Source organism: Cupriavidus gilardii (genome assembly GCF_013347325.1).
Lineage (GTDB): Bacteria > Pseudomonadota > Gammaproteobacteria > Burkholderiales > Burkholderiaceae > Cupriavidus > Cupriavidus gilardii.
In genome coordinates this window covers 3025202-3049267 of sequence record NZ_CP054626.1, presented here as the reverse complement: position 1 = coordinate 3049267, position 24066 = coordinate 3025202, and the positions used below count along the sequence as shown (strand labels likewise).

Below are 24066 nucleotides of genomic sequence, written 5' to 3'. Positions count from 1 at the left end.
ATTGGAGGGTGGCTCGGTCGGTTGCCAAGAGCACAACGGCCATCTGCCGGAGCGGCGGGGTGGTAGGTAAAGGTTTTGCCAACAATTGGTCCTCAAAAAAATGACTGCCTGAGAACATGTAATGCTGGCGGTTGGGTATCAGTCGTATACGACTGAAAATAGCCGTGAGAGAATACTGGCAGGAAATGAGCAAAAGCCTCTTGAAGGCCGAGGGAGAGTGATGGAGAGACTGCCACGCCATGGTGGCCAGCAGACTCAGCCTTACGAGGCTTGGGAGCAGACCGCGAAAGAGTTGATAGAAATCGAGATGCTGCGGCGCGGGATTCGCTACAAACAGCTTTCGCGCCTGCTCGCGGAGCTGGGAATCGACGAGTCGCCCGACCAGATCAACCGCAAGATCAATCGCAAGCGGTTCAGCGCGGCATTTCTGGTCGCCTGTCTGCGCGCCATGGGGGTGGAAACCCTCCCACTTAAATAGGGACAGAGTCGCGCGACCTGAGCCGCATGCCCTCCCTTGCGCCCGATTCGCCCCCAGCCAGACCTGTTTCATCGCCCGCTCCCGCGTCGTACCCTCTCATAAATAGGGGGCACGACCGGACAGGCGGTCAGCAAGGCGACAACTGGCTCATCGTGGCGTTACTACGTGCCGGCGTTGCACCGACGTAAATTTGCAAAATAGACAATAGTCGTGGGATTTTCAAGCTCGACGGTGCCGAACTGTGAGCTACAGCAATAAGTCCCTGCCAGACAGCGAATATTCCCCGAAACCCATCGAGTCGCGACTAAACGCGGCAGGTACTGGTCAAGAACGGCTTGTTCTGACAGGTGGCTACGTTTTCCCGTTTTCGATTCAACTGCCTTAGCAGCAAGCTGCCGGGCCAAGGTTGGTAGAACCGCCCGGCAAACTTCACCACGCGGAGCTTCGGTACCAGGCCTGACACAGCACCGGGTACCGGTGTCCTTGGAAAATCCGTAGGCACTTGCGCAAACTTCTCCAGTATCTCTTGGGCGACGGCGTCGGGTAATTCGTGGGCATCATCGGACATGGCATCCCCTTTTGAATTGAGGTGCAGCGATTTACCGCAAAGGGAGCCTACTGAAATAGTCGAGCCAGCCAGGGAACTGTGGACGGTGCCAGCGGTGGCTTCTGCATGTGGCCTCCTAAAATCGTTCGAGCATGATCCGAATGGCGTTTTGAATATCGGGAGCGCTGATACCAAAGCAGCCGTTTGTCTGAAAGTGCGCCAAGGGCGGCTTCTGATCTTACCCACGAACGGTGGACGAATTGAATCGGGCGTTGGTTGATCCCTCGAAGGCCAGCGGCGCCTCATACCCATTCGTCGAGTGGCGCCGCTGGCGGTTGTAAAACACTTCCATGTATTCGAACAGGCTGGCGCGAGCTTCGTCACGGCTCTGGTAGTCACAATGCATGACCAGTTCGGTCTTCAACGTGTGGAAGAAGCTCTCCATCGGCGCATTGTCCCAACAGTTTCCTTTGCGACTCATACTCTGGCGGATCGCATACCGGCCCAGCAGTGCGCAATATTCGGCCGCCGCGTACGTCGATCCCTGATCTGAGTGCAAGACCGTAGGACTCGATCCCCGTCGCCTGATCGCCATCTCAAGCGCGCTGATGGCGAGCTGGCAATCAAGCGTCTTGCTCATACCCCAACCGACTATCGCACGTGAATACACGTCCAGGATGGCCGCCAGGTAGAGCCAACCCTCGCGCGTCGGGATGTAGGTAATGTCGCTCAACCAGCAAGCGTTTGGTTCATCGACCTGGAAGACGCGGCCCACCAGATTTGGGGCCGCCTTGGTGTTTCGAGAGTCGGTGGTCACCCGAAACCACCGGATGGCTTTCGGTATGAGCTTTGCCTGCCGCATCAGTTTGGCCACGGTGTTCAGGCTGCACGCAATCCCCTGCGCACCAAGCTCGGCATGCACGCGCGGCGCGCCGTACGTACGGCGGCTTGCCACGTGAACGGCTCGAATCTGCGCTGTCAACAGCGTCTGCCGCTCGCTGCGCATGCTGGGCGCTCGAGTACGAGCCGCATAGTAGCCGCTGGACGAAACCTGCAATGCCCGGCACATTGCCCGCACCGGGTAGCGATGCGCATGCGTGGCAATGAACTGATGCTTCACGTTGATCCCCGCGCGAAGTAGATGGCCGCTTTTTTTAAAAGCTCATTCTCCCCCTTGAGTCGAGCGTTCTCACGTCGCAGCAGGGCGATGTCCTCCTGTTGCACCGGAGCACGCTTGGGCGCGCCGGTCCGGTCCTCTGCTTCGAACTCCAGTCGCCACTTGCGCAACTGATTCACACGAATCCCCAGCTCGCGGGCGATCTGCGCTTTGGGCCTCTCCCCCAGTGCTGCCAACCGCACCGCCTCTAGCTTGAACTCGCGACTATATCGTGTGTATTCCTTGCGTTCCATAAGGCACCTCTCTCAGAACTAGTATGGCCCTTTCAAGGTGTCCATCAAACGTGGGTAAGATCATTCCGACCCGAAGCTGTCGATGCACCTATTATTTCAGAGGTCCGCTATGCAGCGATAGCCGACAGCTATGGATGCACCAAATCTGACTGCTACGCAACCGACTAAGGTCCCTTGGGTGAGCAAACATGCCGCGCGATAGTCGACGTTGCACGCGGCCCAGTTGGTGGCGTGCTTCACTGCCTCAGATTCCGTTGAACCTCGACGTGTATTAATGTAACGTGGTGATTCATTCCTTGAGAACTGTCGCGCCCGGCCGGTTTCCTACCTCGCTTGATCGGGGGGCGGCTAAGCTCCCTATCGACCACATAGTTTCCCAAAAACAGATACGCCAATGTTTCTCAACGACCGCGAGACAGCGACAGATCTCTTGTACTACGAAGCCATCGCGAGAACGGTAGTCCGTTTCATTCGCGAGACCCCAGTCGCCCCGATCACCATCGGAGTCCATGGAGACTGGGGAGCCGGAAAATCTAGCGTCCTGAAGATGACGGAGGCCGCGTTCAAGGATGAGGAGCGTGTCCTCTGCCTGTGGTTCAACGGCTGGACTTTCGAAGGTTTCGAAGATGCCAAGACGGTCGTCATCGAGACAATCGTAGAAGAGCTTCGTCGCGCCCGGCCAGCCTCGACGAAGGTGGCCGATGCAGCCAAGAAAGTCCTACGGCGCGTGGACTGGCTCAAGATGGCGCACAGGGCTGGTGGCCTTGTATTCACTGCCGCCACAGGTATCCCAACCCTGGATCAGGTACGGGGTGTTGTCGACACGGTTACGGCCTTTCTGGCAAAGCCCCAGGACCACATCTCTGTCGAGGATTTGAAGGGCGTGGCGGCCCATGCCAAGGAGTTCGTCAAGGATGCTCCGGAAGACGCCGATCGCCTGCCTGCCCATATGCACGAGTTCCGTAAGGAATTCGAGGAGTTGCTCAAGGCGGCCGAGCTGGATCGACTGGTCGTGATCGTCGATGACCTCGACCGATGCCTCCCAAAGACGGCCATCGCGACTCTCGAGGCGATCCGCCTTTTCCTGATGGTGGATCGCACGGCCTTTGTGATCGGCGCCGACGAACTCATGATCGAGTACGCGGTGAAGGAGCATTTCCCAGATCTCCCGCCCAGCACCGGCCCAGTCAGTTACCCAAGGAACTACCTCGAAAAACTGATCCAGGTTCCATTTCGGGTCCCCGCGCTGGGCGTGGCCGAGACACGGGTGTACATCACGCTCCTACTTGCCGAGCTCGCGCTCACGTCCGAGGACCCGCGCTTCAAGAAGCTGCTGGCAGTCGCTCGCGAGGATATGAAGCGACCATGGCAAAGCCGCGGGCTGGATGCCAGGGCGGTGGCGGAAGCTGTAGGCGAGCCGGTGCCGACGGAGGTGAGGCAAGCTCAGTTGATCAGCACGCATCTGACGAGATTGCTGACGGAAGGAACGCATGGCAATCCACGACAGATCAAGAGATTCCTGAATTCGATGATGCTCCGCCAGGCCATCGCCGAGGAGCGCGGCTTCGGTGGTGACGTCAAGCTCATCGTCCTTGGAAAGATCATGCTCGCGGAGCGTTTCTATCCTGACTTCTACAAGCAACTCGCCCAGTTGGCGACGGCGGAAGGCGGCAAGCCCGAAGCCCTTGCGCAGTTCGAGCAAAGCATTAAGAACAGCAGAGGGGAGCCTGCTGTAGAGGCCCAAAGTTCGGAAGCAACGCCTGAATCCGTCGGCAAGAAGTCGGCAACGAAGGCTGCCGCACCGAAAGCCCAGGCACCAGAAGTTGCCGACTGGTCGAAGAACGAATGGATCAAGGGCTGGGCTACGATCGATCCTCCGCTCGCGGGCGTCGATCTCCTTCCCTACGTGTTTGTCACTCGGGACAAGCGGGGATCGCTCGGCGGGATCACCGCGTCAGCGCATCTCGAAAGCTTGGTCGCGAGACTCATGGGCGGCAAAATGGCGGCACGAGGTTGCGTGACCGACGTCGCGAATCTCTCGCCACAGGAAGTTGATGAAGTCTTCAACGCGGTCAGTGACCAGATCCTGCAAGCCGATGACATGCGTTCCGAGCCGAAGGGGATGCATGGGCTTCTCGTTCTTTCCGAGCGCGGCCCAGAGACGGGACGGCGCGTTCTGGAATTTGCGAAGTCGTTGGACCTCTCCAAGGTAGGGGTATGGCCACTGAACCTCGTGTCGGGCATCAAGGCTGCTGCCCTTGTGAACAACGTCAACGCCCTGCGGAAGAGTTGGGGCGAGCAGGACGAAAACCCGCAACTGAAGAAGGCTGCGACCCTGATGGAGTCGTTGGGTAAGAAGAACTGAGGAATCGATGGGTACATCAAAGGGATATGGCGGCCCACCCAATGGGCTGGTTCCTTCATGGCTTGAATCGCCTGCGGGCGGATCGGGAGGCGGCAATGGAGATGCCGAGGACAACGGTGACGCAGGTGGAGACGGCGCAGACGGTTCCACCGATGGAAGTTCGGTGTCCCAGGCACCCGGCAGCGGCGCTCTCACCGGGGCAAGGACGGCCTTCACCCGCTTCTCGAAGAATGGCAGTAGCAGCACGCTCGGCGCTGCACTGGCCGGGTATGTACGGGGCGGCAACGGTCGCGGGAGTGGAGGCGGTAGCGGTGGCGCTCGCAGGGCGGCGCAACGAATGGGGGCGTCCCGAGCGACCGGGTCGAGACTTCTGGGCGTCGTCAGGGACTTCCAGCGGATCGGCGCATTGGACACTCTGCGTCGCCTCGATCTTGATCGCATGGTCGACCGGCCGGCCACCGAAGTCTTCCTCTCCATGCTGGAGTTCCTTTGCCCACCGGGTGGAGCCATCGATGAAGCCATTTCGAGGCAAGCGATGCTTGAGGCGATTGGCCACCTCGACGGTGCAGGCCCGGCTGAATTTGGTCAGCTCACGCCCGAGCAGTTGCGCGAATTCTTCCTGGATTTCGTCTCGCTATCGATCGAAGGGCGGGTGATTGCCGACATCGGATCTCGCGGCATCACGCTCGCCGCCGACGTGGAGTCGGTTGAGCGAACCCACGAACAACTTCGGGACTTCATCAACGGTTGTTGCAGGGCCCATCTTTCCGGGTTGTTGACAGGTGTCGATCGGTTGACGGACCGGGAGGTCGAGCAGAGATCCAATGAGATCTATGAGGCTGCTTTTCAATTGATCGCCGACGCAGGAGAGGATGCGCAATGAGGCAACATACCTTGGTGAGCAGACTGGGGGCGTCCGACGATGCACCCGTTACACCCGCTCGCCCTGAGGCTCACGTCACAGAGATCGACTTCCTCGATAGCTATGAGCGGTTGGGCTTCGGCCTTGGGCAAGCGCTTGAACAGCTCGATGCGCTTGGCCTGTCACCGAGCGAGCGAGCTGTTGATTTCGCCTTGCTCGCAGCGACCGTCACCGCGGCGGACACGCGAATTTCTCGCGAAACAGAAGCACAGGACGGCTGGACGCGAGAGATCGAAATCAGCGTGCCGGTGGTGGAGCCGACACTCTGGGAGGCCGTCACGCCTCTCCTGCATACGACGCTTGATTTTTTGACCGGTGACAAATGGACCCTTCGATTCCGAGCGCGACCAAGCTCACGAGGAATTCTTGTGCCGCCAACCGAAAGCCTTCGAACAGCGAATCCCACTTGCGTGTGTCTTTTTTCGGGAGGGCTCGACAGCTTCATCGGCGCGGTCGACTTGTTCGAAGCGGACGAAACGCCTTTGCTAGTGAGTCACTACTGGGATGGCATTACCAGTCAGCACCAGACGATCTGCGCCGAGGCTCTCAAGGCCAAATATGCGGAAGCCGAATTCAGCCACATTCGGGCCCGAGTCGGCTTCCCCAAGGATACCGTCGACGAGTCTCCGGTCGAGGACACGCTCCGCGGCCGCTCCTTCATGTTCTTTGCGCTGGCTGCCCTTGCCGCCGATGCAGTGGGTGACGACGTGACGATCCACGTGCCGGAGAACGGCCTGATTTCATTGAACGTTCCACTCGACCCTCTTCGGCTCGGGGCGCTGAGTACCCGGACCACGCATCCCTTCTACATGGCGCGCGTGAACGAACTTATAAGTAGGCTTGGTCTTCGCTCACGTTTGCACAACCGGTACGGTCTGATGACCAAGGGCCAAATGGCGCTTGGATGCGCTGAGCGCGAATTTCTGGCAACGCAGGCGAAGAACACCATGTCCTGCTCGTCGCCGGGGAAGACACGGTTCGCAAAAGAAGAGAGTCAACGCCAGCCCAAGCATTGTGGATACTGCGTGCCGTGCCTGATCCGTCGAGCTTCGCTCCTAGAAGGCAGAATCGACGATGACACGCCATATCAAGTTCCGGATCTACATGCGCAGGTCCTCGATTCGGAGCGGGCCGAGGGCAACCATGTCCGGTCGTTCCAACTCGCAATCTCGCGGTTGCGCTCACGGCCGGAACGTGCGCGCTTCGACATTCATAGGCCGGGGCCGCTTTCCGATCACCCCAACGAGCTTCCCGCCTATATGAATGTCTATGCCGCGGGTCTCGAGGAGGTTGCCCGGCTCCTCGAAGGCGTGAGGGCAGAGCCTCTGTGAACGCGACGGCCCCTGTAAAGCCCAATTGGGTCGATTTCCACTGTCACCTTGACCTTTACCCAGACCATGCCGCACTGATCGAGGAATGCGATCGGGAGGGCGTCGCGACGTTGACCGTTACGACCACGCCGAAGGCGTGGGCTCGGAATCGGGACATGGCCGCGCACGCCAAGCACGTTCGCGTTGCCTTGGGGCTGCACCCACAACTCGTTGGCGAGCGAGAATCGGAAATCGCGCTTTTTGAGAGCCTCTTGAGCGAGACCAGGTACGTCGGAGAAGTCGGCCTAGATGCGAGTCCGCGGTTCTACAAGAGTTTTGCGGCACAGGAGCGCGTATTTGAGCGTGTGCTGAGGGCGTGTGCCGAACACGGTGACAAGGTTTTGACCGTACACAGCGTTCGATCAGTGTCGAAGGTGCTGGGACATGTCGAGAAAAGTCTACCGCTCGGACGAGGCCGGGTAGTGCTGCATTGGTTTACAGGTTCCCTGTCCGAGGCGAGGCGTGCGATCGACCTCGGCTGCTATTTTTCGGTTAACTCGGAAATGCTTAAGGGACCTCGGCACCGTGCGTTGGTCGAGCAATTGCCCGTTGAACGCATTCTGACCGAGACTGATGGCCCCTTTGTGCAGAGCAATGGAGTAGCCGTGCGTCCTCAAGCAGTCGCTGACACGGTGATCAATTTGGCTTTGATCAAAGGACTCAATCCATCAGTAATGGCGGCCCTGATTTTGCGCAATCTTTCTGGACTATTGAGTCGCTGAGGGACACGGACTGGACGACGGCTCCCGCCCTGAAGCAGATATAGAGGCGATGAGTTGAACGACCGCTTTTGGCCGATTTTGTTGAAAATCTCGGAAGCAATATCTTTTAGAGATGAAAACGGCGGAATTAGGTTGAAAAAGCATGACAATTGCCAGCTTTTCGGCTCCACTAATTTATTCTGCGAATCGCTGTAGCGACACTTAAATTTTTTTCATATTGCTGGGCGGCTTTTTCAACACAATCGGCCGAGACCGGAAGTTTGGCAAGGGCTGTTTCCGACCCGTTGCGAAGGGTGATGCGTACGTCATCACCGGCCTGGTATTTGATGGACGCCGAAGACGATTGCTCCGGGAAAGGCCTGAGTACCGAAATATTTATATAAGCTTGTTTATGACGCGACGACAGGTCGAGCCTGGGCCCATTGGATTGAAAACACGAACGAGGGCCGTGCTGGACGTCCCATTCCATATGACGAGCTAGTTCACCGCACCGAAATTGAGTTTCTTCCGGGCGTTAATGTTAAAAATTAGCGCTGGACGTTTTATCGGTAACCGCCGTGCTCAGGCGGCGAACCACGAAATTCGGTGTTCGTAAACCGTCACTCAAGAAAATGATTTCTGCTCGAACGTTATCCCGCGGTGGACAGGGCCGGCTGCGACAAGCTCGCTGAAGCGCCGGTCATGTCCACCATCAAATAGCGCTATCCCTTGGCATGAATCATGGAGTGCCATTCCGCAGCTCGTTCGATAGCTCGGGTGGGCGCGTTTCGAATCAACGTAGTACCGGACAATGTGGAACGAGTCAAGGAATCTGTGAAAGCATTGCCGTAGTTATACTTGCTCGTAAGAGGGACTGCGCTTTATAGAAGTTGTGGTGCAGGAAGGAGTTCTATCCTCGCCAATGAGAAAATGCAATTGTTTGCCAGTAACTTATCAGCTCCTCCAACCAAATGCATGCCATGCCTTGCGTCTTTTGCACCCTGCCTGCGGCAAGAATCATCGCTGAGAACGAATTCGCAATTGCAATCCGGGATGGATTTCCTGTAAGCCCTGGACACACATTGATTATTCCGCGCAGGCATATCGGGTCTTTTTTTGACACGACTTTGGAAGAGCGAAGCGCGCTCCTTGCGCTGCTCGATAAAACAAAAGTCGATTTGGATAAAGAATTTGCCCCGGCGGGCTACAACATTGGCATCAATGATGGCCAAGCCGCGGGCCAAACTGTCATGCACCTCCACATGCATTTGATTCCCCGGTACGCAGGCGACTTACCCGACCCACGAGGCGGGGTCCGCTGGGTAATTGCGGAAAAGGCCAATTATTGGAGCAATCGCTAACCATGCCGGCAATCCCGTCTCCGGAGGAGCAGCTGTCCTTCCTTGACCATATCCAGCGCCTGTTCGAAGAAGGCGAATTCGTTGCCACCTACAAGTTTGCGCTACTGCTGGCACTGACTGAGTTGGCTGTGGAACATGGCACTGATTCCGGTGACACACTTGACCTTTCGTATGCGGCCATTGCCGATAAATTTCTGGAGTTGTATTGGCCTCAAGTGATGCCGTATACCGCCGGCGCTCAGGTTGGCGTACTCATGCAAAACAATGGTCGTCAGGCGGCCACGGTTTTACTCCTTCACGACATCCGTAGCCGCCATGGCACGCTCCCAAAAGCGCGCGCCTCAACGGAATGGCCGAACGCTCTCCGGAAAACGGTCGCCCTGCTAAAGGAGATGCCGCTGTGGCGCCTACAAATCTTGCGGCGGCAAGAAGTGAATTTTCTGTATGTCCCTGGACCAAGCGCGAGTATCCGCCTGTTGCCGGGTGTGATGTACAACTTACGGCGTTTTCAGGGACTGGTACAGCAATTAGCGCGCAGCGCGTGGATTAACCATATTCGAGCCAATCCGAACAACGCCACAGTCATCGGCGAGGCGTCAGACCTGGAGCAGGCGCTGTTTGGGACGAGTCGCGCCAATTTGGCGACTGCGCGGCCGGTGCTAAGGGAGATTCAGTCGGACACCTGCTTCTACTGCCAAGGCGCACTGCGCAATACGGGCGAGGTAGACCATTTCATCCCTTGGGCTCGTTATCCGAGGGACTTGGGACATAACTTCGTTCTGGCCCATAAGACTTGCAATAACGATAAGCGAGATTTGCTGGCGGCCACCGTGCATTTGGAAAAATGGTGCGACAGGAACGAGCGTCAAGGAACGGTGTTGGCGAACGAGCTGGGTAGTCATTTCGTATGTGACAGTTCTACGATGGCTCGCGTAGCCCATTGGGCATATCACCATGCCTTCGTGACGGCATCCCAATCCTGGTTCGGACGAGCACAGGTAATTCCGCTTACGGCCGATTATCAACGCATTCTGCCAGCTCAGTAACCTACGGCGGAGAAGGACTACAAGCCACGGTCTGTAGGTTTTCGGCAATCTTATTCGGTGTTGCTGCATCTAGGTAATGCGTTCAGCGCCTGCTCGAGAAATCGCGATAGCCTGCGTGCCTTGTGCCGGCCTATATAACTTCGCGATGACGTCTTTGACCTTGGCGTTCAGCCCTAATATCTGTTCTCACCTAAGCTTGGCGGTCAAACAGGCGGCAAAGCTTCTAATCACCGTAAGCGGCACATTTCCGCCCCTTGGCCCCAAATTCCGTACGAAGAGGCGCATTTCTGCCGCTTATGGAAATCAAATATTTTTGGACCTGGCCGTTACAGCAAGTCATTTCGGACCTGTACCGAGACCATCGATTCCGAAGAGTGCTTAGAGAAACACGCACTCCGAAGCTTGTGAACGAGCGTCCAAATGCAGTCCAGACTATTGTGACGTGTGCGGTCAGGATTGTTTCGTGGCTTGAAAGAACGACGGCCACCTCAATGAGGCGGCCGTCATTATTTACGGAGTGGCGGTGGGCTAGACGCCATCAATCTGAGCTATCGAGGCACATCCGCCGATAAATGTCTCAATGGATGCTTCCCAAAATCTCACATTATGGTTCCCGCTACATCAAACTTGGACTCAACAACGTCCCCGTGACCGGGCCGGACCAGTTCTCGCTCACGCGGGATTTCATGACCATGCGGTCCATCAGCGTGATGCAGGAATTCACGCGCTCGGACAAGCGCCGCGCCAAGGCGGCGCGCTTTGAAGCCGAGGCGACTGCCGCCGAGGCGCAGCGCGCGGTCGGACTGGCCAACGTGCAACGGAATGCCGTCGGTGCCTGGCTCGATCGGTGGTATGCCGAGCAGACCGGTGTCCTGCTAGGCCATCACGGCCATCCCCTGGACCTGGCGCTCCAGGCGGCGACCGCCGCCTATCGCAGCGGGCGTGGCACGCGTGCGGATGTCTTGGCGATGGAGCTGGAAGTCCAGAAGCTGCATGACCGCCTCGACGAAAACCGGGCCGCCGTAGCCACCGCCATGCTTAATCTGCAGCGCTGGGTCGGGCCTGCGGCTAACCGCACACTGTCGCAGCGCCCGCCGCTCGACGTACCCCAGAGCATTCAGCAACTGGCGAAAGACGAATTCGACGCGGTTCCCGAGATCGCGGCGGCACGGCGCGACGTGGCCCTGGCCGAGTCGGAGATCCAGGTGGCAACGGAGGCCAGGACACCAGATGTGACGGTCGAGCTGATGTACAGCCAGCGCGGCCCAGCCTTCTCCAACATGGGGTCGATCAACGTCAGCTTCCCGGTGCCCTGGGACCGGGGCAATCGCCAAGACCGCGACGTCGCTGCCCGGCTGGCACAGGCCAATGAAGCGCGTGCCAAGTCCGAAATCATCCGGCGCAATACCCAGGCCATGGTAGGCGCCAAACTTGCCGAGCTGCAGCGCAACCTTGAGCGGCTCCAACGCTACGACGAGAAGACCTTACCGCTCGCCAATCAGCAGGCGGAGGCAGCGCTCACGGCATACCGGGCCAATACCGGATCGCTGCTTGCCGTCGCCGAGGCCAACCATCGCGCCATCGACACAGCGGTGGAGCGGCTGACGCTGGAGGCCAGGACGGCAAAGCTGTGGGCCGACTTGACCTTCCTGATCCCGCTGCCTACCGCGCAGACCGAGCCAGCCACCAAGGAACGCAAATGAAGAAACCAGTCATTGCCGCGGTCGCCGGCGTCGTTGTCATCGGTGCCGCCCTCTATGGCGCCTACCACCTCGGCGTCATGCGCGGCACACAATCTGCGCAGACGGCCGCGCCAGGCGCGGCGTCTGCGCTCAAAGCAGGCGACACCGATCCGAACACTGGCAAGAAGATCCTGTACTGGCACGATCCGATGGTACCCGGCCAGCGTTTCGACAAGCCAGGCAAGTCCCCTTTCATGGACATGCAGCTCGTGCCCGTTTATGCGGATGGGGATGCCGGAGGCAGCGGAGGCAGCGGCGTCACGGTCGACAGCCGTGTCGCGCAGAATTTGGGCATCCGCACGACTGAGGTCAAGGCGAGCCGGATGAGCGCCGTGCTCGAGGCACCTGGCAATGTCGCCATTGACGAGCGCAGTGTCCAGGTGATCCAGGCGCGGACGAATGCCTTCGTCCAGCACGTAGCGGTCAAAGCGACCCTCGACCCGGTCCGGCGCGGCCAAGCACTGGTGACGCTGTACTCGCCCGATTGGGTGGCCGCGCAAGAGGAATATCTTGCCGTGTCCCGCATGGCCGCGGGTGGCCAATCCGACCTGCGCAGCGCGGCCAAGGCCCGCATGCTGCAGGCTGGCATGACCCCCGGCCAGGTCAGCACCGTCGAATCATCCGGCAAGCTCCAGCCTACTCTTGGCATTGTGAGCCCCGTCGACGGCCTTGTGACAGAGGTTGCGGTCCGGGAGGGCATGACTGTGTCTCCTGGCATGACCCTGTTTCGCCTGGCCGACCTGAGCCAGGTCTGGGTGATTGCCGAGGTACCGGAGGGACAAGCCCACGCCATCGCTCCGGGCCGGGCGGTCAAGGTGTCGCCGACCGGCGCAACCGAGTCAATCGTTGGCAAGGTCGATACCGTCCTGCCCGATGTCAATCCGGCCACGCGAACCATCAAGGTGCGCATTGTCCTGCCCAACAAGGGCAGGCACCTGTTGCCGGGGATGTTCGTGACGGTCCGGTTTGACAGCGGTGATCAGAAGGAATTGCTGATGATTCCGCTGGAGTCCGTCATCCGCACCGGCCAGCGCAGCATCGTCATGGTCGATGCGGGCAAGGCCGGCTTTGTGGCAACCGAAGTCAAGACCGGGCGCGAGGCCGCCGGCATGGTCGAGGTGCTGGACGGGCTGAAAGCGGGGCAGAAAGTGGTCACCTCCGGGCAGTTCCTCATCGATTCGGAAGCCAGCTTGCGTGGCACGGCCGAACGCATGAGCGCCACGACAGCGGCTTCCGCGCCGGCTGCGGCTGCGCCCGAGCACGAGGGCGTCGGGCGCATCGAGGCCGTGACGCGCGAAGGCCTGACCATCTCGCACGGGCCGATTCCCTCGGCACAGTGGGGCGCGATGACCATGGATTTCGCCGCGCCGCCTGCCGGCCTGCCGAAGGGGCTCAAGACCGGCGACCGCATCCGGTTCCGCTTCCACCTGGACAAGGATGGCCTGGCGATCCTGTCCGCAGTCGAGCCGGCCGGCACCACCCAGGGGGCCAAGCCATGATCGCCCGGCTCATTCTTGCTTCCATCCGCAACCGTTTCCTGGTCCTGCTGGTCACGGTCATGCTGACCGCCTGGGGACTGTGGGCCGTGCGCAGCACGCCGCTCGACGCGTTGCCGGACTTGTCCGATGTGCAAGTGATCATCCGCACGCCGTTTCCCGGCCAGGCGCCACAGATTGTCGAGAACCAGGTCACCTATCCACTGACCACGACCATGCTGTCGGTCCCGGGCGCCAAGACCGTACGCGGCTACTCGTTCTTCGGTGACTCGTTTGTCTATGTGCTATTCGAGGACGGCACCGACCTGTATTGGGCGCGCTCCCGCGTGCTGGAATATCTGAACCAGGTGCAATCCCGCCTGCCCGGCGCCGCCAAGCCGGCGCTGGGGCCGGACGCCACCGGCGTCGGCTGGATCTACGAGTACACGCTGGTGGACAAGACCGGCCAGCACGACCTCAGTCAACTGCGTGCGCTCCAGGACTGGTTCTTGCGCTTCGAGCTGAAATCGCTGCCCAATGTTGCCGAGGTCGCGTCCCTCGGCGGCATGGTGAAGCAGTTCCAGGTCGTCCTGATGCCGGACCGGCTACGCGCCTACAACCTGTCGCAGGGCAAGGTGCTTACGGCGCTCAAGGGCGCCAACCAGGAAACCGGCGGCTCGGTGCTGGAATTGGGCGAGGCGGAGTACATGGTCCGGGCCAGCGGCTACCTGAAGACGCTCGATGATTTCCGGCAGATCCCGCTGGTGACCAGCGACGCCGGCATCCCGGTGCGGCTGGGCGATGTCGCCACCGTCCAGCTTGGTCCCGAGATGCGGCGCGGCATCGCCGAGCTCGACGGCCAGGGAGAGGTCGCCGGCGGTGTCATCGTGATGCGCTCGGGCAAGAACGCGCTGGAAACCATCGAAGCGGTCAAAGCCAAACTCGCCACGCTGCAGAAGAGCCTGCCGGCAGGCGTCCAGATCGTCACCACGTACGATCGCTCCGCCCTGATCAACCGGGCGGTGGAAAACCTGACCCACAAGCTGATCGAAGAGTTTATCGTCGTCGCGGTGGTCTGCCTGGTTTTCCTGTTCCACCTGCGCTCCGCGCTGGTTGCCATCGTTTCATTGCCGCTGGGTGTGCTGGCCGCGTTTCTGGTCATGCGATACCAGGGTGTCAATGCCAACATCATGTCGCTGGGCGGCATCGCCATTGCCATCGGCGCCATGGTCGATGCCGCGGTCGTCATGATCGAGAACGCGCACAAGCATCTCGAGCATTGGCATGCGGATAAGCCCGGCCTGGATCTCACCGGCCATGAACGCTGGAGCGTGATCGGCGAGTCGGCGGCTGAGGTTGGACCGGCGCTGTTCTTCTCGCTGCTGATCATCACGCTGTCATTCATTCCGGTGTTCACGCTGGAGGCGCAGGAGGGCCGACTGTTTTCGCCGCTGGCCTTTACCAAGACCTACTCCATGGCCGCGGCGGCGGGCCTCTCCGTCACCCTGGTGCCGGTCCTGATGGGCTACATGATCCGTGGCAGGATCCCCACGGAGCAGTCCAATCCCCTCAGTCGGTGGCTGATTCGCGCCTATCAGCCAGTGTTGGCCAAGGTGCTCACCTACCCGAAGACCACTGTAGCGATCGCGGCAATTCTGCTCGTCGCGACCGCCTGGCCGATCATGCGAATTGGCGGCGAGTTCATGCCGCCTCTCGATGAGGGTGACCTACTCTACATGCCGTCGGCGCTCCCGGGGCTGTCCACCGGCAAGGCAGCGCAGTTGCTGCAGCAGACCGACCGCCTAATCAAGACCGTTCCCGAGGTAGCCACCGTGTTTGGCAAGGCCGGCCGCGCCGACACGGCGACCGACCCGGCGCCCATCGAGATGTTCGAAACCACCATCCAGTTCAAGCCGCGCGACCAGTGGCGTTCCGGCATGACGACGGACAAGCTGGTGGAGGAGCTCGACCGCGTGGTGAAGGTGCCCGGCCTGTCCAATATCTGGGTGCCGCCGATCCGCAACCGCATCGACATGCTCGCCACCGGCATCAAGAGCCCGGTCGGCATTAAGGTGGCGGGCACCGACCTGAAGGAAATTGACCGACTGGCCACGAGGATCGAGGATGCTGTCAAGGCGGTGCCGGGCGTCACCTCTGCACTCGCCGAACGCCTGTCCGGCGGGCGCTACGTCGATGTCGACATAGACCGGATGGCCGCCGGGCGATATGGGCTCAACATCGAGGATGTCCAGAGCATCGTGTCCTCGGCCATCGGTGGCGACAACGTCGGGGAAGTGGTCGACGGGCTGGCGCGCTTTCCGATCAATGTGCGTTATCCACGGGACTACCGCGACTCGGTGGAACAACTGCGCAGCCTGCCCATTGTCACCGACCGTGGCCAGCATATCACGCTGTCCGACGTGGCGCGCCTCCAGGTGGTGCAAGGACCGCCGATGCTGCGCAGCGAAAACGCCCGCCTGTCGGGCTGGGTGTACGTCGATATTCGCGGACGTGACCTGCGTTCGGCCGTCCAGGACATGCAGGCCGCCGTGGCCAAGGCGGTCCCGATGCCAGCGGGCTATTCCCTCAGTTGGTCGGGTCAGTTCGAGTATCTGGAGCGGGCCACCGCGAAGCTGAAGGTGGTGGTGCCGTTCACGCTGCTGATCATCTTCGTGTTGCTGTACCTGGTGTTCGGCCGTCTCGATGAAGCGCTACTGATCATGGGCACGCTGCCGCTGGCGCTCATCGGCGGATTCTGGCTGCTTTACTTGCTGGGCTACAACCTTTCGGTAGCGGGGGTTGTCGGCTTTATCGCCCTTGCCGGCGTGGCAGCCGAGTTCGGCGTCATCATGCTGCTCTACCTGAAGCAAGCCTGGAGCGAACGCGAGGGCCGAGGCGAAACCAGCGTGTCCGCATTGCTGGACGCCATTCAGGAAGGGGCAGTGCTGCGGGTCCGCCCCAAGGCCATGACCGTCGCTGTCATTCTTGCCGGCCTGATTCCCATCATGTGGTCGCATGGCACCGGCTCGGAGGTCATGCAGCGCATTGCGGCTCCGATGGTTGGCGGCATGGTCACCGCGCCATTGCTTTCCCTGTTTGTTGTGCCGGCGGTGTACTTGCTGATACGCAGACGGCAGGCCGAATCTGTCTCACTTTCCACCCACCCCTCACTCCCGGAGGAATCACAATGAAATACGTCAAAACTCTTGCCATCATGGCTGCTCTCGCTGCCACACCGGCTGCGTTCGCGGCAGGGTCGATGGACGGCATGGATATGAAGGGCATGGACATGAAGCCGTCAGCCGAAACGAAGCAGGCCCCCCACCCGGTTGCGGCAGAGGTAAAGAAGATCGATGCGAAGGCAGGGAAAGTTACCCTCAAGCACGGCCCGATCGAAAATCTCGGCATGTCCGCCATGACCATGGCGTTCCCGGTCAAGGATCGCGCTTCGTTGAAGGACTTCAAGGAAGGTGATGCGGTTACCGCCGTATTCGACACGGTCGACGGCAAGCCGACAGTCGTGGACATGCAGCGCAAGTAAAACTCAGGCGGCACCACCGCTCGCATCGGGGCAGTGTGCCGCCTGCCATGGCCAAAATCCTCCGTCACGCCGCTTCGGTAGACCTCCGAATGGCGTCGTCGGGATCGAAACCGCTTTCCATGAACGTTCGGCCACAGTGAGCCGCCCACCCTTCGACCTGCCACGTGAAGTCATCGTTGTCATCGTGTTTGCCGTGGCGTTCACGGTGTGTGCTACAGGTTCGCTTGCCTGGCATTTTCGTCGCCAGATGCGCATCAAGCGCGGCCTCGAGAATGACAGATCAGGTTCGTCCACGCGACGTCGCATAACTTCAAGACGGCGCAAATAGTCCTGTCAGATCCCACCTGAGCATTCATGCTGGATGCAGCTTGCGAGCCGGTTTCACCAACGAGAGCGGCTTTAGACATCAGCATCGCGGCCCTGCGAGACGTCTTCGGTGGCCAGACGAACTTGCGGATCCGGTCGTTCAAACGGATAAATCAGTTGCTCGCCGTAGCGGTGCGGCACCGGGTCGCCTTCGATGCCGATTGCGCCCAGTGGCGCCTGCGGTTGATAGAAGGTACCGAAGAGGTGGTCCCATACCAGCCAGAACTCCCCGAAATTGACCTGCGCGTCCGCGAAGCGCTCCCGATGGTGCCAGCGATGGAGTTCTGCCACGCCTAACATATACCGCACCGGCCCCAGGCTATAGTCCAGGTTGGCATGCTGGAATGCCAGATGGACCGCCAGGATTGCGAACCAGCCGGCCACTACCTCGGCCGGCGCGCCTAGTATGCCCAGGACCAGTAAGCCCGGACCCGCCATCAGGGCTGCATGCAGCGGGTGGCGGCGTTCCCCGTTTAGCCAGTAGAGCCGCCGCGACGAATGATGAATGCTGTGCAGCCGCCACAGAAAGCCGTAGTGGTGGCTGAGCCGATGGACGGCATACAGCGACAGGTCCAGTGGCGCCCCTGCGAGTAATACCTGCAACAAGTATGGCCATTCCGCAGGCCACCATAGCTTGGGCCAACCCGTTCCTTCCCGCAGCACCACGAACCCCAGCACGGCACCGTGCATCACGGCCAAATTCACAACGGCATGGGCGACATCCGCCGGAAAGTCGAGATCCCGCTTTTGCCACCGTGCATCGAACGGGACAATGCGCTCCAGCCAAGCAACAAGAAATAGCCCGGCGGCGGCCCACAACGCCAGCCAAGCCAGCGGCGTGCCGTGGGATGGGGCGACCGAAACCCCTGTGATTACCAGGGCCATGATGGTCGGATAGGCGCCGTACCGCACCACAGAACGCGCTGTCATTGCGACTCCAGAGTTCAATTTCCTCCAGTTTCTCCAAGCGACAGACAGCTAGCTTGAATAAACATGCTGTGTGCGGGCGACGTCTTGACTCTATAGCAGGTACGGGGTGTGAAATTACTCAGATCTTCTGTGGAAACAGGCGGGTTAACAAAGGAGTTGCATGAACGACCACTTCCCCGACAAAGAACGCCTTGACCTCGACGCGAGTCAGGCGGCCGACCGCCGGATTCTGTGGCTGGTACTACTGATTAATGTCAGCCAATGTCTGGCAGGTATGGGCGTGGGCCTTTGGGCGGCGTCCACGGCGGTGCTTGGTGCGGCTCTGGACAACCTTGCCGACGCGTTGGTGTATGGCGTCAGCCTGTACGCCGTCGGCCGATCGCGAGCCATCAAGGTGCGGGCAGCGCGGCTATCGGGGTGGCTTTTGATTGGGCTGGCCCTGATGCTATGCGTGGAAGTCCTGCGCCGGTTCTTTGGCGGCGAGGCGCCATTGGGGCCGGCGATGATGGTCATGGCAGCGATCAATGCGGCGCTGAACATTATTTGCTTGCGCTTACTGAAACGCCACCGCGGGGAAGACGTCAACTTCAAGGCTTCCGCCATATTCACCAGCAACGACTCGATTGTGAATCTGGCCATTGTGTTGTCCGGAGCGCTCGTGATGTGGTCGGGCTCCAACCTGCCAGACCTGGTTCTGGGTCTGGTGGTATCTGCGATCGCCGCTAACGGAGGTCGTGAAATCCTGGTTGACGCGACAGAACATGAGGAAAAGGCCCGTTCCGAGGCAACTTAACCTCCGACCAGGAGGCAGAGCCCTTGACTCTGTATCTACTTTAGGGTGTGAAATTCTGACATATACAGAAAGAGGCGAATGATGAAACTCGACCAAGCCCATGCCGAAAGTGATGCGAGATCAACTCAAGAAAGGAAGAAGGCGGAGGACCTGAACGGCGCGACATCCGTCTTCCGCATTCCCAACATGGATTGCCGCAACGAAGAAGCGGCAATCCGTGCACGGCTTGCCAAATTGCCAGCGGTAGAGTCCCTTTCGTTCGACCTTCCCCAGCGCCGCCTCACCGTCCGGCATGGGCTACCGAACCCGGGGCCGTTGCTGGAGGCCCTCCATGAGATCGGCATGCAAGCATCGATGGAGGACGACGGCGAAGCCGCGGGCAACGCCGCTTGCGGATCCGCGTGCGCTGGATCCTGCGCCGGCAGCCAGAGCGCTGCGTTAGAAGAGTCAAAAGACACATTCACGATTCCAAACATGGATTGCCGCTCCGAAGAGGCGGCGATCCGCGCGCGGCTGGAGCCGTTGGCCGGCGTCCGGTCGCTCGAGTTCGACCTACCCGCACGCCAGCTGTCTGTCGTCCACACCTTGTCCTCGGTGGAACCCCTGCTGACGGCGTTGCAATCGATCGGCATGCAGGCAAGGCTGGGCGAAGACACAACTCCTCCGGGCGCGAATTGCGCAGCGACAACGGAGACTGCCTGCGGTCCCTGCGGCACGCCCCCCGTCTCCTTCGTCCCTGCAGCCACGGGCAATACCACGCAGTTCCTGATCACAAACATGGACTGCCCCACCGAGGAAGCTTTGATCCGCAAGCGCCTAGGCAAGGTGGAGGGCATCGAACGCCTCGACTTCGACCTGATGAATCGCCGACTGGAGGTGCAACACCGCCTGCCCGATCCGGCACCGGTCCTCGGCGCACTGCGCGAGATCGGCATGCATGCCACGGTCGAGCGCGAGGCAGGGGCAAGTTCCAAGGGACGAGCCACCTACTTGATCGAAAAGATGGACTGCCCGACCGAAGAGGCGCTGCTGCGCAAGGCGTTGGAAGGCATGCCGGGTGTCAGCAGCCTGCAGTTCAACCTGATGAGCCGGACCCTGACCGTCAGCCATTCGCTGAAGGACGAGGTGCCAATCACAGCGGCCATTGAGCGACTTGGCATGCAGCCGGTGCTGCGCGACCATAGTCGGCCTGCCCCCGCAGTCACGAGGGACTTTGGCACCGGCATTTCGAAGGCGGAGTGGCTGCGCATGGGGGCCGCCGGCGTGCTGGCGGTTGGCGCGGAAGTCCTCACATTCGCCGGGATGGGTGAATCGGCATGGCCGGTGGTGGCCGCGTCGCTGGCGGCCATTGCGTTGGGCGGTATCGAGACCCTGAAGAAAGGCTGGATCGCGCTGCGCACGCTGTCACTGAACATGAACCTCCTGATGACGATTGCCGTCATCGGTGCCGCTTTGATCGGCCAGTGGCCGGAAGCCGCCGTGGTGATCTGGCTGTTCGCCATCGCGGAGATGATCGAAGCGCTAAGCCTGGACCGGGCGCGCAACGCGATTCGCAAGCTGATGGACCTGGCGCCGGAAACCGCACTCGTCCGCCAGGACGACGGTCGCTGGCAAGAGGTCAAGGCCGAGACAGTGCCGCTTGGAGCCGTCGTGCGCGTTCGTCCCGGCGAACGTATCGCCTTGGATGGGGTCGTGGTGTCGGGCGCATCAGCCATCAACCAGGCGCCCATCACCGGCGAAAGCATGCCCGTGGAAAAGAACCCCGGCGACACGGTGTTCGCGGGCACGATCAATGAGCGCGGCACATTGGAATTCGAAGTGCACTCGCGCAAGGGAGAGACCACGCTCGACCGTATCGCGCGCTCGGTCCAGGAAGCCCAAGGCCAGCGCGCGCCGACGCAGCGTTTCGTTGATCGTTTCGCGAGCGTCTATACCCCCTCTGTCTTTGCGCTGGCGATCGCCATTGCCGTGATCCCGCCGCTGTTCTTTGGGGCGCCTTGGTTCGAATGGGTCTACAAGGCGCTGGTGATGCTGGTGATTGCTTGTCCCTGCGCCCTGGTGATCTCGACACCGGTGACGGTCGTCAGCGGCCTGGCTGCGGCCGCGCGGCGTGGCATCCTCGTCAAGGGTGGCCTGTACCTGGAGCAAGGGCGTCTGCTGCGCGCGGTGGCACTGGACAAGACTGGCACCCTTACGCACGGCCGCCCGGCGCTGACCGATACGGTACCGACGGGCGCGCTCTCGGAGACGGAAGTGCTGCGCATTGCCGCCAGCCTGGATGCGTTGTCCGAACATCCAGTGGCCACAGCTATCGTCAACGCCTACGGCGACAAGCCGCACGCCTCAGTGCAACGCTTCGAGGCTCTGGCTGGCCGTGGCGTCAAGGGCGACATCGACGGCCAGACCTACTACGTCGGCAACCACCGCCTGGCAAATGAGCTTGGCGTGGCCAGCGAGCAGGTCCGCAAGCTGCTGGAGAGCCTGGAAGCGCAGGCCAAGACAGCAGTGGTGCTTGCCACCGATAAGCAGGCACTGGGTGTCCTGGCAGTTGCCGACACGGTCCGGGACAGCAGCAAGCGTGCGGTAGCGGCGCTCAAGCAGTTGGGCGTAGAGCCGGTGATGCTTACCGGCGACAACCGCAAGACCGCGGAAGCGGTGGCCGCCCAGGTGGGCATCACCGACGCGCGCGGCGACCTGCTGCCGCACGACAAGTTGGCTGCGATCGCAGAGCTTGGCGCGAAGGCGCCGGTAGGCATGGTCGGGGATGGCGTCAACGATGCGCCCGCGCTGGCCAAATCGAACATCGGCTTTGCGATGGGCGCTGCTGGCACCGACACCGCGATCGAGACCGCCGACGTGGCGCTGATGCAGGACGACCTGCGCAAGCTGCCTGAGTTCATCAAGCTGTCGCGCCGGGTGGGTGGCGTGCTGAAGGCAAACATCGCCTTCGCGATCGGTACCAAGGCGGTCTTCATGGTGCTGGCCTTCACCGGCCATGCCAGCCTGTGGCTCGCGATTCTTGCCGACATGGGCGCAAGCCTGGCCGTGGTGTTCAACGGACTGCGCCTGCTGGGGACCAGCCCCTCCACTGAGAGTGACCACCATGCGGGCTGATCGCAGCATTGGCCTGGGTTTCGTATTGGCGGCCCTTATCGTGGCGATGGATATCGGGACGAAAGTAGCCATCGTGGCCTGGGTCGACTACGGTGCAAGCCTCGACTGGCTGCCCGTCCTCAACGTCGTGCATGTGCTGAACCGAGGTGCCGCCTTCAGTTTTCTGCACGGCGCGGGGGGCTGGCAGCGATATTTTTTCATTGGAATTGCCTTGGCGGCCTCCGCGTTCCTTGTGTACATGATTCGGCGTACTGGTACCACCGATACCGAGCGGATCAGCTACGGACTGATCTTGGGCGGCGCGTTGGCCAATATGATCGACCGGGTCGCACGCGGAGCGGTGGTCGACTGGATCGATCTTCATTGGGGTTCGTACCATTGGCCGGCCTTCAATGTGGCTGACATCGGCATCACACTCGGTGCTGCCTTGATCGTGTTCCATGAGCTCTTCGGCAGAATGCAGGCACGCCCAGCCCGCGGATGAACACGAAGCATCCGACAGGCAGCCGCTGCTGACCATCGGCCGCGGCTGGGCCATTTACATCGGACCGATAGAGGCCGGTCGGTTGCACCGACATCAAGCAGCTCAGTTGGCATGGAGCAAACAGGGGATGTTGCTCCTCGAAGGGGCCTGGGGCGGATTGCAGGCCCCGGGACATTTTCTTGCGGCCGGGGTGCCGCATCGTCTCGTAGCGGCCGGCCCGGTGCGCATGGTGTTTCTCGACCCGACCATGCACAGCGTTTGCCCTACTGGCCGTCGGCCCGCAGCCACGATGGCGCCGAGCCCCGTGCAGGCGGATATGCTGGAACATGAGCTGGACCGCTGGCTGCGAGGCGCAATGCCGTCTGAAACAGCGAATGTGTCACAACCTGCCACGGAGGCTTCGCGTTGGGCTGCGGTCCTCCAGTGGCTGGAAACGTCGCTGGAGGGACCCGTGCATGTCGCACATGCCGCCGACGCCGTAGGCCTGTCGTCCTCCCGTTTCATGCATTGGTTCGCGGAGGCGAGCGGACTGTCGTTCCGGGCGTACGTGCGTTGGTTGCGCCTGCAGCGTGCGGTGCGCACCCTCTCCGATGGTTGTACGCTCACCGAGGCTGCTCATCTCGCCGGCTTCGCCGACAGCGCGCACCTGACGCGCACCTTCGTGTCCACATTCGGAGTCCGGCCAGCGCCGCTGCGTGGCGCTCGGATTGTCTGTACGGCACAGTCCAAACCTCCATTCACACTGCACGGACTTGAATTTGTCGACACCATCCGGCATGGAGGGCGTCAGACAGGAGCCCAACAAAGGGGAAAAGCATGAAGATCGGCAAACTTGCTCAAACCGCCGGCACCACGGTGGAGACTATTCGCTTCTACGAGCATGAAGGCTTACTGCCGGCGCCGGCTCGTTCCTCTGGAAACTACCGACTCTACGCTTCCCAGCACCTTGAGCGGTTGGCGTTCATCCGCCATTGCCGCTCGTTGGACATGACCCTGAACGAGATTCGGTCCTTGCTGCGTCTCAAGGATGCGCCCCACGAGGACTGTGGAGAGGTCAACGTCCTGCTAGAAGGCCACATTCGACACGTGGCGCGCCGCATACAAGAGTTGATGGCATTGGAACGTGACCTGAAGCAATTGCGCAGTCAATGCGGTCTGTCGCGAGAGGCCAAGGACTGCGGCATTCTGGAGGGCCTTACGAAAACAGCCCATCAGACACCACAGCTGTTGGGAGAAGAGTAGGGACGCGGATCCCACGAAGGACTACAGGCAGATCCGCCTTCAGCGAACGCTTTCCTGTCGCCGGCGCTAAGCGGCATGTGCGCCACCCCAAACAGCGCAGGCGGAAGCGTTCCCGACGCGCAAGGCAGCCTCTGCCATAGCCCCGCAGAAAGGCACAGACTCCCAAGTGCGCCTCCCAA

General features: G+C 60.7%; 19 protein-coding genes. 16 read left to right on the top strand and 3 right to left on the bottom strand.

Translation table 11 applies throughout. The annotated features are described in order from the left end of the window. The first annotated feature begins 220 nt into the window (after positions 1-220). A complete protein-coding gene (locus tag FOB47_RS23955) occupies positions 221-478 on the top strand; it encodes a DUF6471 domain-containing protein (RefSeq protein WP_174782249.1) in 258 nt (85 codons plus the stop codon). A gap of 785 nt (positions 479-1263) precedes the next feature. Here FOB47_RS23955 and FOB47_RS23950 read toward each other — a convergent pair. Both FOB47_RS23950 and FOB47_RS23945 read right to left on the bottom strand, forming a co-directional pair. Beyond that, complete coding sequence (locus FOB47_RS23950) at positions 1264-2145, bottom strand: IS3 family transposase (protein ID WP_174782248.1); 882 nt, start codon at positions 2143-2145, stop codon at positions 1264-1266. Beyond that, the gene (locus tag FOB47_RS23945) at positions 2142-2435 is read right to left on the bottom strand and encodes a transposase (RefSeq protein ID WP_174782247.1); all 294 of its coding nucleotides are present in this window, start codon (positions 2433-2435) and stop codon (positions 2142-2144) included. Before FOB47_RS23945 ends, FOB47_RS23950 begins: the two co-directional genes overlap by 4 nt. Before the next feature lie 394 nt (positions 2436-2829). On the opposite strand from FOB47_RS23945, the gene qatA reads away from it, so the two are divergent. The 10 genes from qatA to FOB47_RS23895 all read left to right on the top strand — a co-directional run bounded on the left by qatA (position 2830) and on the right by FOB47_RS23895 (position 16958). Further along, positions 2830-4800 (top strand): Qat anti-phage system ATPase QatA, encoded by a 1971-nt coding sequence (gene qatA / locus FOB47_RS23940; protein ID WP_174782246.1) that lies wholly within the window; start codon positions 2830-2832, stop codon positions 4798-4800. 7 nt (positions 4801-4807) lie between these two features. Beyond that, positions 4808-5683, top strand: coding sequence for a Qat anti-phage system associated protein QatB (gene qatB / locus FOB47_RS26335; protein ID WP_315904125.1), 876 nt, complete (start codon positions 4808-4810; stop codon positions 5681-5683). Further along, positions 5680-7053 (top strand): Qat anti-phage system QueC-like protein QatC, encoded by a 1374-nt coding sequence (gene qatC, locus FOB47_RS23930; RefSeq protein ID WP_174782244.1) that lies wholly within the window; start codon positions 5680-5682, stop codon positions 7051-7053. The genes qatB and qatC overlap by 4 nt, the downstream gene beginning before the upstream one ends. Continuing rightward, a complete protein-coding gene (gene qatD, locus FOB47_RS23925; RefSeq protein WP_174782243.1) occupies positions 7050-7814 on the top strand; it encodes a Qat anti-phage system TatD family nuclease QatD in 765 nt (254 codons plus the stop codon). Before qatC ends, qatD begins: the two co-directional genes overlap by 4 nt. A gap of 959 nt (positions 7815-8773) precedes the next feature. Beyond that, on the top strand, positions 8774-9154 hold the full coding sequence (locus FOB47_RS23920; RefSeq protein WP_244959376.1) for an HIT family protein: 381 nt from the start codon (positions 8774-8776) through the stop codon (positions 9152-9154). Between the two features lie 2 nt (positions 9155-9156). Then, a complete protein-coding gene (locus FOB47_RS23915; protein WP_174782241.1) occupies positions 9157-10200 on the top strand; it encodes an HNH endonuclease in 1044 nt (347 codons plus the stop codon). Positions 10201-10784: 584 nt separating this feature from the next. Next, positions 10785-11903 (top strand): TolC family protein, encoded by a 1119-nt coding sequence (locus tag FOB47_RS23910; RefSeq protein WP_244959375.1) that lies wholly within the window; start codon positions 10785-10787, stop codon positions 11901-11903. Beyond that, positions 11900-13441: an efflux RND transporter periplasmic adaptor subunit gene (locus FOB47_RS23905; protein ID WP_062799361.1), complete on the top strand. Its 1542-nt coding sequence runs from the start codon at positions 11900-11902 to the stop codon at positions 13439-13441. Before FOB47_RS23910 ends, FOB47_RS23905 begins: the two co-directional genes overlap by 4 nt. Then, entirely contained in the window at positions 13438-16608 is a 3171-nt protein-coding gene (locus FOB47_RS23900; protein ID WP_062799358.1) for an efflux RND transporter permease subunit, read from the top strand. Before FOB47_RS23905 ends, FOB47_RS23900 begins: the two co-directional genes overlap by 4 nt. Then, the gene (locus FOB47_RS23895; RefSeq protein WP_053821791.1) at positions 16605-16958 is read left to right on the top strand and encodes a copper-binding protein; all 354 of its coding nucleotides are present in this window, start codon (positions 16605-16607) and stop codon (positions 16956-16958) included. Before FOB47_RS23900 ends, FOB47_RS23895 begins: the two co-directional genes overlap by 4 nt. A gap of 399 nt (positions 16959-17357) precedes the next feature. On the opposite strand, the gene FOB47_RS23890 is transcribed toward FOB47_RS23895, so the two are convergent. Beyond that, on the bottom strand, positions 17358-18254 hold the full coding sequence (locus tag FOB47_RS23890) for a sterol desaturase family protein (protein ID WP_082371464.1): 897 nt from the start codon (positions 18252-18254) through the stop codon (positions 17358-17360). 160 nt (positions 18255-18414) lie between these two features. On the opposite strand from FOB47_RS23890, the gene FOB47_RS23885 reads away from it, so the two are divergent. From FOB47_RS23885 to cadR, 5 genes are all read left to right on the top strand, one after another. Then, the gene (locus FOB47_RS23885; protein ID WP_053821792.1) at positions 18415-19047 is read left to right on the top strand and encodes a cation efflux transmembrane domain-containing protein; all 633 of its coding nucleotides are present in this window, start codon (positions 18415-18417) and stop codon (positions 19045-19047) included. 78 nt (positions 19048-19125) lie between these two features. Continuing rightward, complete coding sequence (locus tag FOB47_RS23880) at positions 19126-22161, top strand: heavy metal translocating P-type ATPase (RefSeq protein WP_170265910.1); 3036 nt, start codon at positions 19126-19128, stop codon at positions 22159-22161. Beyond that, positions 22151-22645, top strand: a complete 495-nt coding sequence (lspA, locus tag FOB47_RS23875) for a signal peptidase II (RefSeq protein WP_053821794.1) — start codon at positions 22151-22153, stop codon at positions 22643-22645. The genes FOB47_RS23880 and lspA overlap by 11 nt, the downstream gene beginning before the upstream one ends. Beyond that, on the top strand, positions 22602-23465 hold the full coding sequence (locus FOB47_RS23870; RefSeq protein WP_082371465.1) for a helix-turn-helix transcriptional regulator: 864 nt from the start codon (positions 22602-22604) through the stop codon (positions 23463-23465). Before lspA ends, FOB47_RS23870 begins: the two co-directional genes overlap by 44 nt. After that, positions 23462-23887 carry a Cd(II)/Pb(II)-responsive transcriptional regulator gene (cadR, locus tag FOB47_RS23865; RefSeq protein WP_053821795.1) on the top strand — a complete coding sequence of 142 codons (426 nt, stop codon included), beginning with the start codon at positions 23462-23464 and terminating at the stop codon, positions 23885-23887. The genes FOB47_RS23870 and cadR overlap by 4 nt, the downstream gene beginning before the upstream one ends. Positions 23888-24066: the final 179 nt, after the last annotated feature.

What these genes read in the sequence shown, in the direction of transcription:
- FOB47_RS23905 (WP_062799361.1), top strand. Translation starts at nt 11,900, where the DNA reads ATGAAGAAACCAGTCATTGCCGCGGTCGCCGGCGTCGTTGTCATCGGT.
- FOB47_RS23955 (WP_174782249.1), top strand. Translation starts at nt 221, where the DNA reads ATGGAGAGACTGCCACGCCATGGTGGCCAGCAGACTCAGCCTTACGAG.
- FOB47_RS23945 (WP_174782247.1), bottom strand. Translation starts at nt 2,435, where the DNA reads ATGGAACGCAAGGAATACACACGATATAGTCGCGAGTTCAAGCTAGAG.
- FOB47_RS23890 (WP_082371464.1), bottom strand. Translation starts at nt 18,254, where the DNA reads ATGACAGCGCGTTCTGTGGTGCGGTACGGCGCCTATCCGACCATCATG.
- cadR (WP_053821795.1), top strand. Translation starts at nt 23,462, where the DNA reads ATGAAGATCGGCAAACTTGCTCAAACCGCCGGCACCACGGTGGAGACT.
- FOB47_RS23900 (WP_062799358.1), top strand. Translation starts at nt 13,438, where the DNA reads ATGATCGCCCGGCTCATTCTTGCTTCCATCCGCAACCGTTTCCTGGTC.
- FOB47_RS23870 (WP_082371465.1), top strand. Translation starts at nt 22,602, where the DNA reads ATGAGCTCTTCGGCAGAATGCAGGCACGCCCAGCCCGCGGATGAACAC.
- qatA (WP_174782246.1), top strand. Translation starts at nt 2,830, where the DNA reads ATGTTTCTCAACGACCGCGAGACAGCGACAGATCTCTTGTACTACGAA.
- qatC (WP_174782244.1), top strand. Translation starts at nt 5,680, where the DNA reads ATGAGGCAACATACCTTGGTGAGCAGACTGGGGGCGTCCGACGATGCA.
- lspA (WP_053821794.1), top strand. Translation starts at nt 22,151, where the DNA reads ATGCGGGCTGATCGCAGCATTGGCCTGGGTTTCGTATTGGCGGCCCTT.
- FOB47_RS23910 (WP_244959375.1), top strand. Translation starts at nt 10,785, where the DNA reads ATGCTTCCCAAAATCTCACATTATGGTTCCCGCTACATCAAACTTGGA.
- qatB (WP_315904125.1), top strand. Translation starts at nt 4,808, where the DNA reads ATGGGTACATCAAAGGGATATGGCGGCCCACCCAATGGGCTGGTTCCT.
- FOB47_RS23915 (WP_174782241.1), top strand. Translation starts at nt 9,157, where the DNA reads ATGCCGGCAATCCCGTCTCCGGAGGAGCAGCTGTCCTTCCTTGACCAT.
- FOB47_RS23880 (WP_170265910.1), top strand. Translation starts at nt 19,126, where the DNA reads ATGATGAAACTCGACCAAGCCCATGCCGAAAGTGATGCGAGATCAACT.
- FOB47_RS23920 (WP_244959376.1), top strand. Translation starts at nt 8,774, where the DNA reads ATGCCTTGCGTCTTTTGCACCCTGCCTGCGGCAAGAATCATCGCTGAG.
- FOB47_RS23895 (WP_053821791.1), top strand. Translation starts at nt 16,605, where the DNA reads ATGAAATACGTCAAAACTCTTGCCATCATGGCTGCTCTCGCTGCCACA.
- FOB47_RS23885 (WP_053821792.1), top strand. Translation starts at nt 18,415, where the DNA reads ATGAACGACCACTTCCCCGACAAAGAACGCCTTGACCTCGACGCGAGT.